At 42.0% G+C, this 16,966-nt stretch carries 18 protein-coding genes, 1 pseudogene and 1 riboswitch; of the genes and pseudogenes, 10 read left to right on the top strand and 9 right to left on the bottom strand.

The window, feature by feature from the left end:
* Positions 1-7 precede the first annotated feature (7 nt).
* Positions 8-697: a DNA-3-methyladenine glycosylase I gene (locus AAEZ02_RS00360; protein ID WP_351121558.1), complete on the bottom strand. Its 690-nt coding sequence runs from the start codon at positions 695-697 to the stop codon at positions 8-10.
* 134 nt (positions 698-831) lie between these two features.
* Positions 832-1,362 carry a thioesterase family protein gene (locus tag AAEZ02_RS00365; protein ID WP_351121561.1) on the bottom strand — a complete coding sequence of 177 codons (531 nt, stop codon included), beginning with the start codon at positions 1,360-1,362 and terminating at the stop codon, positions 832-834.
* A gap of 276 nt (positions 1,363-1,638) precedes the next feature.
* A riboswitch (FMN riboswitch) is annotated at positions 1,639-1,813 on the top strand.
* Positions 1,814-1,906: 93 nt separating this feature from the next.
* Here AAEZ02_RS00365 and ribB point away from each other — a divergent pair.
* The 4 genes and pseudogenes from ribB (at position 1,907) to AAEZ02_RS00385 (ending at position 4,068) form a co-directional block, all read left to right on the top strand.
* Entirely contained in the window at positions 1,907-2,563 is a 657-nt protein-coding gene (gene ribB / locus AAEZ02_RS00370) for a 3,4-dihydroxy-2-butanone-4-phosphate synthase (protein WP_101033305.1), read from the top strand.
* A 359-nt stretch (positions 2,564-2,922) separates the two neighbouring features.
* A complete protein-coding gene (locus tag AAEZ02_RS00375) occupies positions 2,923-3,186 on the top strand; it encodes a hypothetical protein (protein WP_124012821.1) in 264 nt (87 codons plus the stop codon).
* A gap of 2 nt (positions 3,187-3,188) precedes the next feature.
* Positions 3,189-3,560: pseudogene (locus tag AAEZ02_RS00380) on the top strand (DUF3703 domain-containing protein).
* Between the two features lie 121 nt (positions 3,561-3,681).
* Positions 3,682-4,068, top strand: coding sequence for a VOC family protein (locus tag AAEZ02_RS00385; protein ID WP_124012823.1), 387 nt, complete (start codon positions 3,682-3,684; stop codon positions 4,066-4,068).
* 46 nt (positions 4,069-4,114) lie between these two features.
* Here AAEZ02_RS00385 and AAEZ02_RS00390 read toward each other — a convergent pair whose 3' ends face one another.
* The 3 genes from AAEZ02_RS00390 to AAEZ02_RS00400 are packed head-to-tail and all read right to left on the bottom strand — an operon-like array spanning position 4,115 to position 5,778.
* Positions 4,115-4,978 (bottom strand): alpha/beta hydrolase, encoded by an 864-nt coding sequence (locus AAEZ02_RS00390; RefSeq protein WP_351121565.1) that lies wholly within the window; start codon positions 4,976-4,978, stop codon positions 4,115-4,117.
* Between the two features lie 15 nt (positions 4,979-4,993).
* The gene (locus tag AAEZ02_RS00395) at positions 4,994-5,203 is read right to left on the bottom strand and encodes a helix-turn-helix domain-containing protein (RefSeq protein ID WP_101033307.1); all 210 of its coding nucleotides are present in this window, start codon (positions 5,201-5,203) and stop codon (positions 4,994-4,996) included.
* A complete protein-coding gene (locus AAEZ02_RS00400) occupies positions 5,203-5,778 on the bottom strand; it encodes a DUF2975 domain-containing protein (protein WP_351121567.1) in 576 nt (191 codons plus the stop codon). Before AAEZ02_RS00400 ends, AAEZ02_RS00395 begins: the two co-directional genes overlap by 1 nt.
* A 330-nt stretch (positions 5,779-6,108) precedes the next feature.
* Here AAEZ02_RS00400 and AAEZ02_RS00405 point away from each other — a divergent pair, with 330 nt between their 5' ends.
* Positions 6,109-6,465, top strand: a complete 357-nt coding sequence (locus AAEZ02_RS00405; protein WP_351088266.1) for a MerR family transcriptional regulator — start codon at positions 6,109-6,111, stop codon at positions 6,463-6,465.
* A gap of 58 nt (positions 6,466-6,523) precedes the next feature.
* Positions 6,524-6,901 (top strand): carboxymuconolactone decarboxylase family protein, encoded by a 378-nt coding sequence (locus tag AAEZ02_RS00410; protein ID WP_101033310.1) that lies wholly within the window; start codon positions 6,524-6,526, stop codon positions 6,899-6,901.
* Between the two features lie 135 nt (positions 6,902-7,036).
* Here the strand turns inward: AAEZ02_RS00410 and prlC are convergent, their stop codons facing one another.
* Positions 7,037-9,076, bottom strand: a complete 2,040-nt coding sequence (gene prlC, locus AAEZ02_RS00415; RefSeq protein WP_351121570.1) for an oligopeptidase A — start codon at positions 9,074-9,076, stop codon at positions 7,037-7,039.
* A gap of 548 nt (positions 9,077-9,624) precedes the next feature.
* Here prlC and AAEZ02_RS00420 point away from each other — a divergent pair.
* From AAEZ02_RS00420 to gorA, 3 genes are all read left to right on the top strand, one after another.
* Positions 9,625-10,389, top strand: a complete 765-nt coding sequence (locus AAEZ02_RS00420) for a hypothetical protein (RefSeq protein ID WP_233768593.1) — start codon at positions 9,625-9,627, stop codon at positions 10,387-10,389.
* Between the two features lie 82 nt (positions 10,390-10,471).
* Positions 10,472-11,002 carry a hypothetical protein gene (locus AAEZ02_RS00425; protein ID WP_124012825.1) on the top strand — a complete coding sequence of 177 codons (531 nt, stop codon included), beginning with the start codon at positions 10,472-10,474 and terminating at the stop codon, positions 11,000-11,002.
* A 77-nt stretch (positions 11,003-11,079) separates the two neighbouring features.
* Entirely contained in the window at positions 11,080-12,435 is a 1,356-nt protein-coding gene (gene gorA / locus AAEZ02_RS00430) for a glutathione-disulfide reductase (protein ID WP_101033313.1), read from the top strand.
* A 133-nt stretch (positions 12,436-12,568) separates the two neighbouring features.
* Here gorA and AAEZ02_RS00435 read toward each other — a convergent pair whose 3' ends face one another.
* A complete protein-coding gene (locus AAEZ02_RS00435) occupies positions 12,569-13,201 on the bottom strand; it encodes a TetR/AcrR family transcriptional regulator (protein WP_124012826.1) in 633 nt (210 codons plus the stop codon).
* Positions 13,202-13,323: 122 nt separating this feature from the next.
* Between AAEZ02_RS00435 and AAEZ02_RS00440 the strand changes: the two genes are divergently transcribed.
* Positions 13,324-14,190: a LysR family transcriptional regulator gene (locus AAEZ02_RS00440; RefSeq protein ID WP_124012827.1), complete on the top strand. Its 867-nt coding sequence runs from the start codon at positions 13,324-13,326 to the stop codon at positions 14,188-14,190.
* Between the two features lie 70 nt (positions 14,191-14,260).
* Here AAEZ02_RS00440 and AAEZ02_RS00445 read toward each other — a convergent pair whose 3' ends face one another.
* Both AAEZ02_RS00445 and dddY read right to left on the bottom strand, forming a co-directional pair.
* Complete coding sequence (locus tag AAEZ02_RS00445) at positions 14,261-15,388, bottom strand: hypothetical protein (protein WP_124012828.1); 1,128 nt, start codon at positions 15,386-15,388, stop codon at positions 14,261-14,263.
* A gap of 41 nt (positions 15,389-15,429) precedes the next feature.
* Entirely contained in the window at positions 15,430-16,674 is a 1,245-nt protein-coding gene (dddY, locus tag AAEZ02_RS00450) for a dimethylsulfoniopropionate lyase DddY (RefSeq protein WP_124012829.1), read from the bottom strand.
* Between the last annotated feature and the right edge of the window lie 292 nt (positions 16,675-16,966).

Here is a 16,966-nt window from a genome sequence, read left to right on the forward strand (position 1 = left end):
TACCCCATTAAACTCGATTATCGCCCACGCCTAACGAAATAACCCGACTGATATGCGCTAAGCTCAATCCTGACTCTTGTTGCCATTGATTAAACGCCGCTTGAGTTTGGCGCAACGCGGTTTGCGATGTAAAACCTGCATCAACCACGTTATGGCCAGTTAAATACGCCTGTACATCTTGGGTGAGTAAAAAAGTATCTTTGCCCATGGTACGCAGAAAATAAGGCCCAGTATTGCCGCCTAAACGGGTGCCGCGCTTTTTGAGTGTTCGCCATAAACCGGTAATATCATCAGTTGGCCACTGGGCGATAAACGCTGCAAAACTTCCGTATTCAGCACTGATGGCTTGTACCATATAAGCGTTATCAACAATGGCTTGAGTTTTCTTTTGGTGCCTAATCAATGCAGGATCGCTAGCGCGTTGTTGAATTTGATCAGGTGATAGCATTAGCACCTTCATCGGTTCAAAGTCAAAAAAGGCTTTTTCGTAAGCGGGCCATTTATTGACCACCACTCGCCACACAAAGCCACTTTGAAACACTTGTTTGCTGAGAGCAGACAATAGAGTGGCATCTGAATAATCGCCAATATCATCGGCCGTTAAAGTGTGTGGTAATAATGACTTTACCGCTTCTGGGCCGCCTTTTCGTTCGCAAGCGCGCGCCCACATATCGTTGAACTTTTCTAATGTCGCCACACCTCAGCCTCACTACCGTATTCATTACACGCCAAAATGCATTACACGCCATATTCATTCACGTCAGCATTTATCACTGATACGTGGTTACCTATAATCCAGTTTACTTTGAAGTGTATTTCAATTCTCGGCGATTAAATATTACGTTGTTTTTTAAGCTGTAAAAACTGTTTCCATTTAATCACTTCTGCTGGCATTTCAGGCGCACCATTGGTGTAGCCTGCTGCGGTAATTAAGGTTTCAATGGGGACTTGCTTGCCTCGACACATAAATACTCCACGTACATGGGCAATGCAATGCAGGCCACGCTCGGTGAGTATGCGATGCTCAATATAAAAGTACTTTTCGTCCCAGCCGACAATTTTAGTTTCGATGGTAAACTTTTCAAACGGTTTGATATCGCGGATATAAGTAAACTCTGCGGCATTGACGATGGGAAACCATTTATTTTTTAAAAACGGCTTCATCAAACCTATTTCGGCAATCAAATAGGTTCGTGCTAAATCAAAAAAAGCAGGATAGCGAGAGTTAGTTAAATGCAAATTGATGTCGCAATCTAACGGCAAAACACGATAATTAATCCGGCTAGAATCTATAAAACCTATTTTTTTACAATGACCTATTCGCCATAAAAACAACCAAATAAAACGAAAATACAGGTTCATGAACAGTTTACTCCTAATGTAAGCGCAACAGGCTAACAAAGGTCATACCAGTGAGCAAGCTTGTCCACCTGATTAGACTAATAATACTCCCATGCAGCACTTAACATGATTGAGCAATAGTATTGTTCTATTCTCATAAAACAGTTATTAGCAACGCTTTATTACATTAATGCGACCGATCCCCCTTTTCATCTTAATCTGAACTGATTACCATAGCGACGCGTACTTTGGTGAGCAACACTTTGAGCTCCCATCCCTTAACGCACACTTATTGTTTTTAATTCTCAGGGCGGGGTGCGATTCCCCACCGGCGGTATACTTGAAAAAGTGAGCCCGCGAGCGCTCGATTCGTCGAGGTCAGCAGATCTGGTTACTTAGGCCATTACTCTTAAATTAGTCATGCCTAACAGTCCAGAGCCGACGGTTATAGTCCGGATGAGAGAGAATAAAGATACATCATAAGCCTCGGCTTTTAGGTGCAATTTGTTTTGGATTTATATCCCTCTTTATAAGCCCTGATTCTGGTCATTTTAGGAGTACAACCATGAATCAGTTATCACTACTTGCCGAATTTGGCGAACCAATCATGCGTGTCGAAAACGCATTAGCTGCACTAAGAGAAGGTCGAGGCGTATTGCTTCTAGACGATGAAGACCGCGAAAATGAAGGCGACGTTATTTATTCAGTCGAACATTTAACCACACCTCAAATGGCGTTAATGATCCGCGAATGCAGCGGCATTGTGTGTTTATGCTTAACTGACGCTCACGCTAACAAGCTTGAATTGCCACCGATGGTTATTAATAACAACAGCGCCAATCAAACCGCATTTACCATCTCCATTGAAGCAAAGCTTGGTGTCACCACGGGTGTATCGGCTCAAGACCGCGTCACCACCATTAAAACCGCGGCAAACCGCAATGCCAAAGCATCTGACTTAGCCCATCCTGGACATGTGTTCCCATTACGCGCTCGCGCTGGCGGAGTAATGTCACGCCGCGGCCATACCGAAGGTACAGTCGACTTAATGCAAATGGCCGGATTAATGCCTGCCGGGGTGTTATGTGAACTGACCAACGAAGATGGCACCATGGCTAAAGCACCTGAAATTGTCGCTTTTGGCCGTAAGCACAATATGCCAGTACTGACCATTGAAGACATGGTGATGTACCGCAACCAGTACGATTTAAAGCTGGCGTAATATGTTACCAAGACGTCATTCATAACCAGACATTTATCTGCTGTGAATGAATATGGAATAACACGATTAAGAGGTGCAAAGCACCTCTTTTTTTATGTTTGAAATCATGGCATTTATAGAAAATAAAGCAATATGGGTTAATTCTTGTGTGATTCGCTATTTGCCATCCATGACCGCGCTGCCGTTTCCCCTTCACTTTCCATAAGTCACCGCCGCACCACCTCAAATTTTAACTCAACGAGTATGCTTAGGGCATGCAACGCTTTACATTGCAGATTTAAAAAAGCAGGATAAATAATCTCAATCGTTTTCCTCACCGATCCCTTTGAGAATTAGCCAATATGAAATAAAGGACGCTAATGAGTAAATGGAATACGACCAGCACACTATCTCTTTACTTAACGCTAATTTGCTCCAGTGCAGTAGCCAGTTTTCTGAAATATTCTTTGGAAGATAGCTTCACTGGTTTATCGGACTTACCGGGTATTGTTGATATCGGTATTTATGCCGCCCTAATGACAGCGCTTTATTATTTTTTTGCTCAACTTTTTAACTGGTTGTACTCTGAAGTACAGAAAAATGACGACGGAAATTCAACTGAGGATAATAAATTGGGCAGGTAACAATGAATAATTTTACCAAAAATATCACCCCTTACGTGCAAGAGCAGTTATCTAAAGCAGATCAATCCGACCGTTTAGGCGATGTTGCAGATTCATTTGTTTACCTTGAGAATGCCCACGTGCTTGGGCAAGAATCAACCTATTGGCATATAAAAGTGCATTATTTAATGCTGCGTTGGGCGATAAAACAGCGTGATATTAACTAAGCCATCGGCCAAATTATTCGGATCATTGGGGCGGCTTTATTAACTGCAATAAAAGGCGTACCAATGGGGAATACTGGCGGTAGTAATGTTAGCCCTGTAAAAGTTATGCCCATTAAGCCAGAGCATGCCGAAATCATAGCGAAAGTAAAAAAAACGATATCTCACTAGCTAGAAAGATTAACAGATGCCCTAGTTTAATCATCCTGTATAACGACCTAAAGAATGATAAATCCATCACTAGGTATACAAAGACAGTTTTCAACTTTAAACATGATATATGGGGGTTCACATGAAACGAGTCACAGGTATCGGCGGCATATTTTTTAAAGCAAAAGATGCACCTGCATTGCAGGCTTGGTACAAGCGTCATCTCGGCATTGACGTTCAAGAATGGGGCGGCACTGCTTTTTCTTGGACCGACTCAAATGACAAGCCCGTAGGTGGAACCACTATCTGGGCCGTGAGTTCAGAGAAAAGCTACCAATTTGCCCCAAGCCAAGCCCCATTTATGATCAACTACCGCGTTGAAGACCTTCACGCTGTCGTCGCAGCCCTCAAAGCAGAAGGCTGTAATGTCCTCGATAAAATAGATGAATCTGAATACGGCAAATTCGCGTGGGTAATCGATCCAGAAGGGAACAAAGTCGAGTTGTGGCAACCACCTTGGGGTCAGTAGCTGCACTTTTAACATCCATGTGAAATTAACTTGGATACAAACTAAATCACAATGCAGTAATAAACGTCTGATACTGACTCATGGTATTGGCATCGTCTAACATGCCTTGATGGCCAACGTTGGGCACCATAATTAACTGCTTATTGGCTGACTGACTAGCTACAAACAGTTTTTCAGACAGTTCAGGCGGGACTTCTTCATCATCTTCTGCCGCAATCACCAATAATGGCCCTTGATAATATTGCGCTACCACTTGCTTATTATCTGCTTTACGAAAATCATCTGACATTTCCAAAGTCATAAACGGTGCCATATACCAAGGTGTTTTTTCATCAACCCAGTCGTCGGCATTAGTTGCTGAACCGTGTAAAACCAGCGCATCTATTTTATTATTTTTTGCTAAATCAGCGGCAATAAAACTGCCTAGTGAGTAACCGTGCAATATCACTTTTTCAGGCTGATATTGCTGATGTAAATAATCCAGTTGTTGCTGTGCATCTGCAATAATATTGTTAATGCTTGGTTGGCCTTCACTTGCCCCTAATCCACGGCGATCCATCACTAAAATGTCGGTATTGAGCGTTGATAATGTGCTAAGTACCGACAGGCCATGTGGTTCGATTTTCATGCCGTTGCCTTGATAAAAGACCAAGGTTGTAAGGCTATTGGGGTTATCGATATAAAAACCATTTAACTTAACGTGATCACTTGCCTCTAAGCTGAGTTGGGTAATCAAATGATTAGGCATCGCCTGCTGTAATTGTTGAGTAAACTCAGCGGTAAAGGCTGCGGGGACTTCATCGCTGGCAATAAAGGTGCTTTCACTTAGGCGCATAGTACAGGCAGAAGTCATTAGTATTGTGGTGCCTATCATTGCACCTGTAGTGATTTTTTTTAGCAAACCTTGCATGTCATCTTCCTTAATTTATTCATCGTCCTTGTGGACTAAAATGTCACCTGGCGAGCATTGTAAATGCCGACAAATAGCGTCTAGAGTCGAAAATCGAATGGCTTTTGCGCGGCCACTTCTAAGCACTGACAAATTTTGAGGGGTTATACCTATCAATTCGGCCAATTCAGTGGACTTCATTTTTCGCCTTGCCAACATCACATCCAGCTCAATAATTATGGCCATTAAATTGTCAACTCCACCTCTTCTTGAAGCTCAGTTGCATGCTTCATTACCCATGCCACACAGTAAAAAATCATTCCGAAAAGTGCATACTTTAACTCTTGGCTGCCAAGGCTAAAATAAACAGGTACCGCACTTGATGTACCGCTAAAGTGCAATGTAAATGCGATGATCATCGGGTAAAAAAGGCTGAGTAAAATCCAGACTAAAAATACCAAGGCAATACGGCTCAAGCAGCGGAAGTTACTTGGGGTAAACACATGACCTTGCTGATACAGCCCAAAAAGTTGGTAGAGAAAATAGTAAATAAACAGGTAAGGTAGAATTTCAACACTGCCCAGAATGATCCCCGGATGAAATCCCGCATCATAAAGGCTTTGAGCGAGTGCTTGCCAAGGTTTACCAAAGTCGACCGCTAGATAACTACTAAACCAACCCCACCAGTCAATCGTTAACACATACTCGCCCGCTTGGAATTTTCCGAACACCATAGTGCCGCTATAACTAGTGACTTGTAATAAAGCTAAAAATACAATCAGCCATTTAATCCATTTACTTAACGAGACAATTCTATCCATGATTATTCTAAGCTGGTTAATGTTAAAGCAAAGTTAACACACAAACCCTTTACCAGCAATAAATTATCGATAAACGATACTTTTTGACTATTAATATCTATTGGGCACAGCCAAATCATTTGTTTGAATCACCATTAAAGGCTATCGTATTAAATGACGAAAGTGCCTATATGGTTGATTAAAAATGAGTGACATAATTTCGTTGATAATATTCAAAAGTCTCTATCAGATAGCCTTGTTTCACATCAGCAGCACATAAGAGTAAAGTCAGCAAATCGCTATAATAAAAGCTTTTTAACAGATAGATAATTAGTGACGCAAGGGGCAATTATGAACATGAAAGCGTTCTCGACGTTAGTCGGATTATCAGCTTATACACTGCGTTATTATGAGAAAGTCGGTTTACTCAACAATATTCAGCGCAATAGCAGTGGCCATCGAGCCTATACAAGCAAAGACTTGGAATGGGTTAATTTTGTCAAACGCCTCAAAGATACCGGTATGCCTTTAGCCGAAATCCAACAATACGCCCGATTACGAGAGTTAGGTTCAAGTACAGTGTTAGACCGCCAACAACTACTTGAGCGTCACAAAGACCAGTTGCAAGCTCACATTGAACGACAGAAAAATCATTTACTGGCGCTAGAAAACAAAATTAGTTTGTATAAAGCCAATAAAGTCAGTTGACTTAGAGTTAACTCTAACTTGTAAAGTGTGACTTCTACTTATCGATAGGAGTACATCAATGCCAAACTCAAGATTCACTTTAGGCTTGGAGCAGTTGTCAAAAATTGACGGCGAAGCGGGTCACAATGTAATCGAAAGCCTGCAAGATATTTGTCCTGACTTAGCCCGCTTTACTATTGAATATCCATTTGGCGATATCTATAGCCGACAAGCATTAGATGTAAAATCACGAGAAATAGCCACCGTTGCCGCGCTAACCGCCTTGGGTAATTGTAGACCTCAACTCAAGGTTCATTTGAATGCGGCTTTGAATGTTGGATGCAGCGAAGATGAAGTAAAAGAAGTACTGTTACAAATGTCAGTTTATGCAGGCTTCCCGGCGGCGTTAAATGGTATGTTTGCATTTAAAGAAGTCCTTCAAGAGCGACAGGCATAACAAATGACAAATAAGGCTTAACAGGTAACGAATATCGCTCTACATTATTTGAGTATATAAGTCTTAAAAATAAATAAAAAAAAGCATAAACCGAGGTTTATGCTTTTAACGTTTTAACGATGTTTATTCGCAGGTTTACACCGCAATACCGCTGTGGCGCAATAACGCATCGGTATTGGGTTCACGGCCCATAAAGCGTTTAAACAACTCCATAGGCTCTTCGCTGCCGCCCATTTCAAGAATATTGTTTAAGAAGCTCTTACCCGTTTCTGAGTTGAAAATACCTTCGACTTCAAAACGCGAGAACGCATCGGCCGATAACACTTCTGCCCATTTATAGCTGTAATAACCTGCGGCATAACCACCGGCAAAAATATGCGCGAAACCGTGTTGAAAACGGTTAAAGCTTGGCGGTGTTAACACCGCTATTTGGCTACGCACTTCATCTAAAATACCTTGAATGTCGACGCCTTTAGCTGGGTCAAATTCATGGTGCATTCTAAAATCGAACAATGAAAGCTCAAGCTGACGCACCATCATCATGCCTGAATGGAAGTTTTTGGCGGCTAACATTTTATCAAGTAGCACTTTAGGTAATGGCTCGCCTGTTTCATAGTGGCCAGATATTTCCGCTAACGCTTCTTCTTGCCAGCACCAGTTTTCCATAAATTGACTTGGTAGCTCTACTGCATCCCAAGGCACACCATTAATACCCGACACGCCGCCCACATCGACTTTGGTTAGCATGTGGTGAATGCCATGGCCAAACTCATGGAACAAGGTGGTGACTTCGTCATGGGTAAAGAGTGCTGGTTTGCCATCAACAGGGCCGTTAAAGTTACAGGTTAAATACGCCACTGGCTTTTGCAGACCAGTGCTGGTCACACGGCGACCACGACAATCGTCCATCCATGCACCGCCACGCTTACCGCTGCGAGCATATAAATCTAAATAAAAGCTACCACGATGTGTTTTTTGATCGTCAAAAATATCAAAGAAACGCACATCTTTATGCCAAGTATCTACGCCTTTTTGTTCACTGATGGTTAAGCCAAATAAGCGGTTTACCGTGTAAAATAAGCCTGACAAGACTTTGTCTTCAGGAAAGTACGGACGCAATATTTCTTGCGACACTTCATATTTGTACTGCTGCAGTTTTTCAGCGTAAAAGCTTAAGTCCCATGACGCCATTTCGGTCACCTGGTAATGCTCTTTAGCAAAGGCTCGCAGTTCGGCTAATTCAGTTGCCGCTTGGTCTTTAGAACGCTCACCTAACTCGTTTAAAAAGCCTAATACTTGCGCTGGGTTTTCTGCCATTTTGGTGGCTAACGATTTATCTGCGTAGCTGGCAAAACCGAGTAAATTAGCTAACTCGTGACGCAGTGCCACAATTTCATTCATGTTATTGGTGTTATCAAACTCACCGGCATTTGGGCCTTGATCAGACGCGCGAGTGACAAATGCACGATAACACTCTTCGCGTAACTCACGGTTTTCGCTGTAGGTCATTACAGGCAAGTAAGACGGAAAATCGAGGGTAAATAACCAGCCCTTCAGCTCTTTGGCGTCGGCCATTGCTTTGGCGGCGGCGATGGCTGACTCAGGTAAACCCGCTAAGTCTGCTTCGTCGGTGATAAGCTTAGTCCACGCTTCTGTTGCGTCTAGCAGCTGGTTAGAAAAGTTGCTTGTGAGTTCCGATAAGCGTTTAACAATTTCGCCATAGCGTGCTTTTTGGCTGTCATCTAAGCCAATACCAGATAATTCAAAGTCAAGTAAGCTTTGTTCGATCAGCATTTTTTGCGCTTGAGTTAACTGGGCAAAATCTGCCGACTCATGGATCGATTTATACGCCTCGTACAAGCCCTGATGCTGACCCACATAAGTGCCATAATCAGACAAAAGCGGTAAACAAGCATCGTGAGCATCGCGTAATTCATCACTACTGATCACCGAGTTCATGTGTGACACCGGCGACCAAACTTTACTTAATTCATCATCGACTTCTTCAAGAGGCTCAATCAGATTATCCCAAGTGTATTGGCTATTTTTTGCTAATAGTACTTCAATGGTCTCACGACATTTGGCAATGCCTTGCTCAACCGCAGGCTGAATGTGTTCAGGTTTGATTTTTGAAAATTCTGGTAATTCTGCGCTACTTAGCAATGGATTGCTCATAAAGATTCCTCGAGATATTTCGCGTGAGTATTTAGCTCGTAAGTATCCCAATTATATTGGGCTAATTTATTCATTTTTCAAGTTTGATGCTGATTAAATCAAGCCTAATCATATTTTTCACCACAAACTTCTCCCAATCAGTGACCACAAACCATCCAAAACCTGCTTGAATTTGCTTATCCCTAGGCCACCTCGACATGCAGGATCCAACATGTCGAGAAGTAACAGAGTTCAAGGTCGTTATACTATTTTCTGTTTTATAACCCACAAACATGTTGCTTCTCGCCTTGTCCTTCGGGATCGCTGCAACGCGCATGTTGAAGTGGCTTGGGTATATAGGCATCGAAACACACAGCGCCACTCTCCTAGCTAATTTGCGTTAGCCGTAAAGTGATTCGGCTCCCAAATTAACGAGACACTGCGCTTACAAAACAAATATTGACAGTTAGATCCCAAACGAGACTGATTATCATTTCATTTTTACTTGAATGGGCTACCATTCGCTTTATCGACAAACCTTGCCATTAATTAACATGAACGCAATAAACATGACCTTTACTTTTTGCCTGTTAAACCGCAACCATATTGGGCGCGTCGTTTTACTGCCAATGGCTGCCATGATGTGCTTACTGACATCCACGTCAGCATTCGCAATAGTTCAATATCAACCGACTGTCGGGCTTGATGTTGCTTGGGACAATCACTACATCACTGAAGGTCGTAACAATTTGGACCAAGGCGGTATTGCATGGGCAGTTGTCAATGTTGAACAAAATGACCTTGCCGTTTATGCTATAGTAGGCCGAGCAGACCAAGTCGATTATGTGGAATGGAACCTAGGGCTAGAATATACCTTGCATCTAGCCAATGATATTGATGCAACAGTCGGCTACCAGCACTTAGCATTTTATGGCGATGAGCCTTGTTCTGATAATGAGTTTTTCGGTGCGTTAACCATTAATGGCCTAACCTGGTTGGTGCCAGCCATCAACTATACCTATGCAACCGAAGCCGGCGGTTATTTTGTTGAACTGAGCATACATAGCCCATGGGAAATTAATCAATACCTCACTTTGACACCGTACATAGTGCAAGGATTTGATTTTCAATACAGCAGCGAGCAACACAAGGGGGCTAACCATTTCCAATTTGGCCTAGAAGCCGAACATCAACTCAATGATTCAATGGCACTGTCGGCACACATTAGCCACAGCATTGCCCAAGAAGACATTAAGCAACAAGCCCAGGTCGACGAGATTCAAGGCAGCTTAAATCAAACCTATGCAGGGGTACATTTCAACCTACGTTTTTAGAATATATGAACTGGCATTTTAGCATTCCAAGACTAGACTAAGGAGGCAACTGGAAATCTCTTTTACTCAAGCAAGGAAGCTTATGTTAACTCGACTTACTTATATCCTATGTAGCTTATTCGCTGTTCTGATGATGCTATTATCTAGGCCATTACTTGCCAGCGAGCTCACCAAACTGATTATCAAAGAGCCCGATAAACGCCCCCCATTAACCAATGACAATGCCAACTCGCTCCCGTCGCAATACGCGACCGATCATCAAGGTAATGTGATTATTATCCCCACAGAACAACGCTCAGCATTAGAATATCGAGCCGACGATATTTACCTTAAACCGAGTCAGAAAAAACCAACTAATACACAAACCAACACGCGCTCATCAATAACGGCCAGTTCTGGGGTAAACAGTACAACAATCGCTAATGATCCAAGTTGTCGCTGGCTCAATAACCGCATAAAACACCTACAGAAAAAACAACGTCAAACCCAAAACAGTCAATTTAGTCATTATCAAGATGAAATTGATATTAGGGAAAGCGAATGGACCTGCCTTAAGTGTGCAACCAGCGGCCCTAATAACGTTGACCGTGGTGAATGCCAATATAAACGCTAACAATGCATTGGTTTAACGACTAGATTGCAAACACAATCCCCCCTACAATGGATGCATTAACCGTAGTGGAGATCATCATGGCTCAACATTTTGACTATATCGCGCTTGGCGCAGGCAGTGGCGGCATCGCCTCAGCAAACCGTGCCGGAATGCGTGGCGCAAAAGTACTCATTATTGAAGCAAAACAAGTTGGCGGCACCTGCGTGAATGTGGGTTGTGTTCCCAAAAAAGTCATGTGGTATGGCGCTCATGTCGCAGAAGCGCTGAACCTATACGCCAAAGACTATGGCTTTGATGTCACTATCAATAAATTCGACTGGAGCACTTTAGTTGATAATCGTGAAGCGTACATTAGCCGTATTCATGACGCTTATGGCCGTGGATTTGCGAGCAATAAAGTGACCTTCTTAAATGGCTATGGCCGCTTTATCAATAACAACACCATTGAAGTCGATGGCGAGCACTACACCGCCGACCATATTGTGGTTGCCACTGGCGGAGCACCCACCATTCCTGATATTCCGGGCGCCGAATACGGTATAGACTCCGACGGTTTCTTCGCCTTACGCGAGCAACCTAAACGCGTTGCCGTTATTGGCGCAGGTTATATTGCCGTTGAAGTTGCTGGTGTATTGCATGCGCTAGGCAGCGAAACGCATTTATTAGTGCGTAAGCATGCCCCATTGCGTAATTTCGATCCGATATTAACTGACGCATTAGTTGAAGCAATGGCAACTGATGGCCCAACGCTGCACACTCACAGCGTACCCAAATCGGTCACCAAAAATACCGATGATAGCCTGACCTTAGCGTTAGAAAATGGTCAAAGCTTAACGGTTGATTGCCTCATTTGGGCTATTGGCCGTTCACCGTCAACAGGCCATATCGGCTTAGAAAATACCGATGTACAGTTAGATGCAAAAGGCTACGTGATTACTGATGAGCAACAAAATACCACCGCCAAAGGTATTTATTGTGTTGGCGACATTATGGCGGGCGGCGTTGAATTAACTCCCGTTGCGATTAAAGCGGGTCGTTTATTGTCAGAGCGTTTATTTGGTAACATGCCAGACGCTAAAATGGATTACAGTTTAATTCCAACCGTGGTATTTAGTCATCCTCCAATCGGTACTATGGGCTTAACGGAACCAGAAGCTGCCGAAAAATATGGCCAAGACAAGATTAAGGTGTACGCCTCAACGTTCACCTCTATGTACTCTGCAGTAACCGCGCATCGCCAAGCCTGTAAAATGAAGCTAGTCTGTGCCGGTGATAATGAAGTGGTTGTGGGTATTCACGGTATCGGCTTTGGTATGGATGAAATACTCCAAGGTTTTGGCGTAGCAATGAAAATGGGCGCCACCAAAGCAGATTTTGATGCCGTGGTTGCGATACATCCAACGGGTGCTGAAGAGTTTGTTACACTGAAATGATGGACTAGAAAAGTCACTACCACATGTTTAAAAATCTAGAAATTCGAGGTTCTGGCGTTTAAAACTTAATGAGGTAAGCACTGAATACTGAATATAAAAACTGTGAGTAGCTTGATAAGCCTTCACGGTTTTTTTATGCCTGCTTATCCGCGAGCCATTGCAAGAACACCTTAATTGACGGCATGCGCTTATGTGAATGGCCCATAAGTTGAGTCATGGCATAGCTATATTGATAATACATTTCAGCATCATTGGGATGTTTTTGTGCATCGTCACTGTTGATCATCGCGCCGCGTAAATAGTCACAAAGCAACTCGCCACGATTGAATCCGCCCACTTCACCAATTTCTGTCAGGGTTTGTGTATTCCATTGTGCATACTGATTAAGCACTCTATCGAAACGCTCGCGGTAATAGTCGCTGGCTTGTATTAATATTGACTCATTAGGGATAACTCTGGCAATTACGAATGATTGCTCTGATAAAATGCGGTACAAACGTTGGCAATGATGAAAAATAAACCGTAAATAGGGGTCACTATATTGCAGCGTGTCTTGTTCGGCTTGGTTTACCCAATGACGATAATCTGCACTGGCTACGGCCACAATCAAATCGGCCTCAGAGGTAAAATGATTATAAATGGTGCCTTTGGAGATCTGGCTAGCTTGGACTAAATGCGAGCGACACAAATCAAAGGTTTTACGGCCTTTTAAACAGCGTTGTGACACTTCGATCAGATAGTTGCCGCGTTCTTCCCAGCTACTCATTTTAGACTCCACCATACTTGGGTTAAATAAACCGTCATCATCTCACACTTACAGTATAGCAAGCTTTATCGATACCCCAGATTGAGTAATACTGATACCACTATGAACTTATCCAATAGCCCATGTTAAAAATAGAATTGCTTGAAAGTTTTATCGCTATTGCTGAATGTGGCAACTTGTCAAAAGCAGCAGATAAAATTTGCCGAACCCAATCAACACTGAGCTTACAAGTTAAGAAACTTGAAGAGAGTGTCGGCCAATCTTTGCTGATAAGGGACAACAAAGGTGTCACCTTGACTGAGTCAGGTGAAACCCTACTTAACTACGCCTATAAAATGATGCTACTTAACTCACAAGCACTTGATGAGTTAAAAGATTGTCAAAATCGCGAAGTGATCCGTCTTGGTGTACCCACAGATTTTATAAAGTGTTATTTAAGCAGTTGCTTATTAGAGTTTATTCGCGAGTTTACCAATATAGAATTAGTTATCGATACCGATGTGAGTGGCAATTTATATAAACGACTTCATCAAGGTGAGTTTGACGTGATCGTTGCCACTCACTGGCAACTGCCCATAAACGGCGAACTGCTATTTACACGTCGCTTTCATTGGGCTGCTGCAGCTAACGGTAACGCCCATAAAAGCAAAACAATTCCAGTTGGCTTATACCCAGAAAACTGCCCAATTCGAGCACAGGTATTTGCTAATCATCAATTGTCTATGCGTCCTATTAAGGTGTTATTGTCGACGCCATCACCACAAGCATTATGCATGGCAGTTGAGAATGACATAGTGATTGCGCCAGTAGCCGAATTTAGAATTAACGATCAAATGCAGATTTTAGATCCTGTTGTGCATGGCTTACCACCATTGCCGGTGTTTAACGAGTCGCTTTACCTCAATCCAGAGACCCAAACAGATGCGACGCTGCAACTCATTAATTTAATAAAAGCCAATGTTGAACACAAAGGCTATCAACTCGACTAGCCCCCATCATCTCGCCACAAATCGTTGTCGTTAACCCCATCTCTTAAGTCGAGTTGGGGTTATCTAGCGATTAAAAATAGTAACCAAAGTTGATATTGATGCGGTGATCCCAGCTGTCACCGATTTCAGGTAAGCCAATATGACCATTATCTTGGGTTGAGGCATACATGTTTTTACCCATAATAAAATCGACCATGGTATAAATTGGGCCTGAAGCCAGCGCAACACCAGTGACATTTTGGTAACTGTTATCATAGTCATCATTGTCAACATCTGGAGTCACTACACCAAAGTCATTATAAAGCTTAACACTGCCCCAGCTGGTGGCGATCGTTTTAGCTATGTTTATGCTATACGCTTGCGCTTTAGAAGCAATTTCGTACTGCCAATCATAAGCTGATACGGCAATCTTGTTACTGTCTAACGCATCTGCAGCATCATACTCATACTGCATCGCCTGCAACTGCAGCGCCCAACCATTGTAACTACTGTCAAGATGCAAGGCGACGGCATATCTGTCACCATTATTGCCAGTATTACTATTATAAATTTGTCCAACCTCGACCGAAGCACCGACCACGGTTTTACCGCCTTCATACTCCATCGCGTAGGTTTGACGTAAGTTTAATTGATTGGTTTCTTCGTTATAATATTCAGTGCCACTTACCTGCCCTGAATATAAATCGGTTGAATAACGTTCGTTGCGACTGGCACCGTATTCAGCATTTTTATAAAACGCAAACTCAGTCCCCCAACCGTCATTTGAATAAACTGTTTTAATACCTGTATCATAATCATCTTCAAAGCCTAAATAATACGGTACGCCGAACCAGAAACTATTTGAAATAAACCCAGGGTTACCAAATGGCACTTGATTTATACCAACTTGAACTTGCACTTCTGGTGAGTAATCATAAAAAACATAACCATACCGTAATGCTTCCCAACCATCATAAAATCGATATTCAGATGATAAACCCCAATCATCTAATTTACCGTTAAATTTAACTGATGCCATTTCAAAGGTCAAATCACCGGCTTTATCTTTAGACGTTTCGCTATATTCTTTATATGAATAATTAGCTCTTAATGTACCTGTTACATTAATTCCATCGTCAACATCTTGTGCAGTAGAATAAAAAGACACCATGCACAGTGACACTAATGAAGATAATAAAGACAACTTAAATAATTTCATTTTATGTTATTTCCCAATTTTTATATTTTTTAAGATGGTGATTACCATTTTAATTTGGTTAAGTCACACTGAATAACTTCATCACTATGAGCTGGTGTGCCTGGATTTTTAGCTGACTCACAAAGCAGTGTTGTGCCATAGTCATTACGTTTGTCATTAGCATTACTTCTTGCCCAAACAGACACAATGGCACGCTCTTCTGGTTTAGCTTCACAGCTGCCATCAACTTCAAAGGCATGGATAGTATTTTGATGAAAGTACATAAGAGGATCGTGTTCTGCACTACTGGATAACCACTGACTTTGGGCATTAAATTGACCCGCATCAAATTGTACGGTTCTAACGTTACTGTCTTCACGCACTGTGGTGACAAGCTTAGAGTCTTCACGCACTGCAAAGGTCGTAAATTCATTCGCACAAGCAGGAACTCGCATGTTGTAATAAATTTCAGATATTGCATGGTTATGGTATGGATATAGGGTATCGACCGACTGAACTGTCATACCAACTTCGGCACCCACTTTTTGTTTATTGATCTCATCTATGCGTAACAATCCCCAATGACCAAAGATTTCGGCATAGGCATAGCCACCACGGATATTATTGAAATTTTTATCATTGCGTTTGCTTTCTTGTGCATACATAGGGAACCAACCGGCGGCAGCCCATAAGTTAGGCAATGCATTGGCACTGATATCGGTAGGAAAAGCTGAAGGCATTTTGACTTCGTCGCCCATCACCATTTTGGCAAAGTTTTTGGTAAACTCTTTACCCATTTTACGGACATCTTTGTTGGTCACTTTGTTATCAAAAAAGCTGTTAAATGATTCGCGTTTAAGCCATTTCGCAACCGGAGAGTTTTGCTCTAATTCGCCACCAGGACTGTATATCCAATTGACATCTTCGCGGGCGCCAAAACACTTTTTCGCTTTATTTGGATTATTGATAACTTGATAAATATTTTTAACCATTAACTTCATGTCTCTTCGATCCATGATGCACATGTTCTTACCGCCTTCGGTAGAATCATACATCGCTTCATCGGAGTTTAAGCATGGACCATTTTCACTATTGGTTAATGCTACCGCATAAGACTCTAAATATTGCAGTGTTTCATTCCATAATATATCGACATACTTTTGATCATCTTCATTATACTGTGACTCTTCACCTAAACAGGTAAACTCAGCATTATTGATATCGTTTTGGTCTAAAAAACTAGGTAACTCACTTGCCATAGCAGAACTAGACAACAGCATCATCACTAACAACGTATTATATTTCATAACATCCCTCTTTCATTATTATTAAGCGCGGGAAGATATTACACTTGGAATTAATTCCAAACACTTGCACTCAAGAGGTTTGTAATAAAAAACATTATTACAAACAGATAATAGATAATAGATAACAATATAGAAGCAGTACATTAATTTATAAAAACTAATAACTAAAAATCTAATAACTAAGAAACTAATATCTAAAAATCTAATATCTAATAAGCTAATAACTAGAAATCTAATAAGCCAATTAGTTAATAAGTTAATAAATAAGAAGAGTCCGAATTCAGATAATAAC

It is taken from the genome of Shewanella sp. T24-MNA-CIBAN-0130, assembly GCF_040310185.1.
Classification (GTDB): Bacteria; Pseudomonadota; Gammaproteobacteria; order Enterobacterales; family Shewanellaceae; genus Shewanella; species Shewanella psychromarinicola.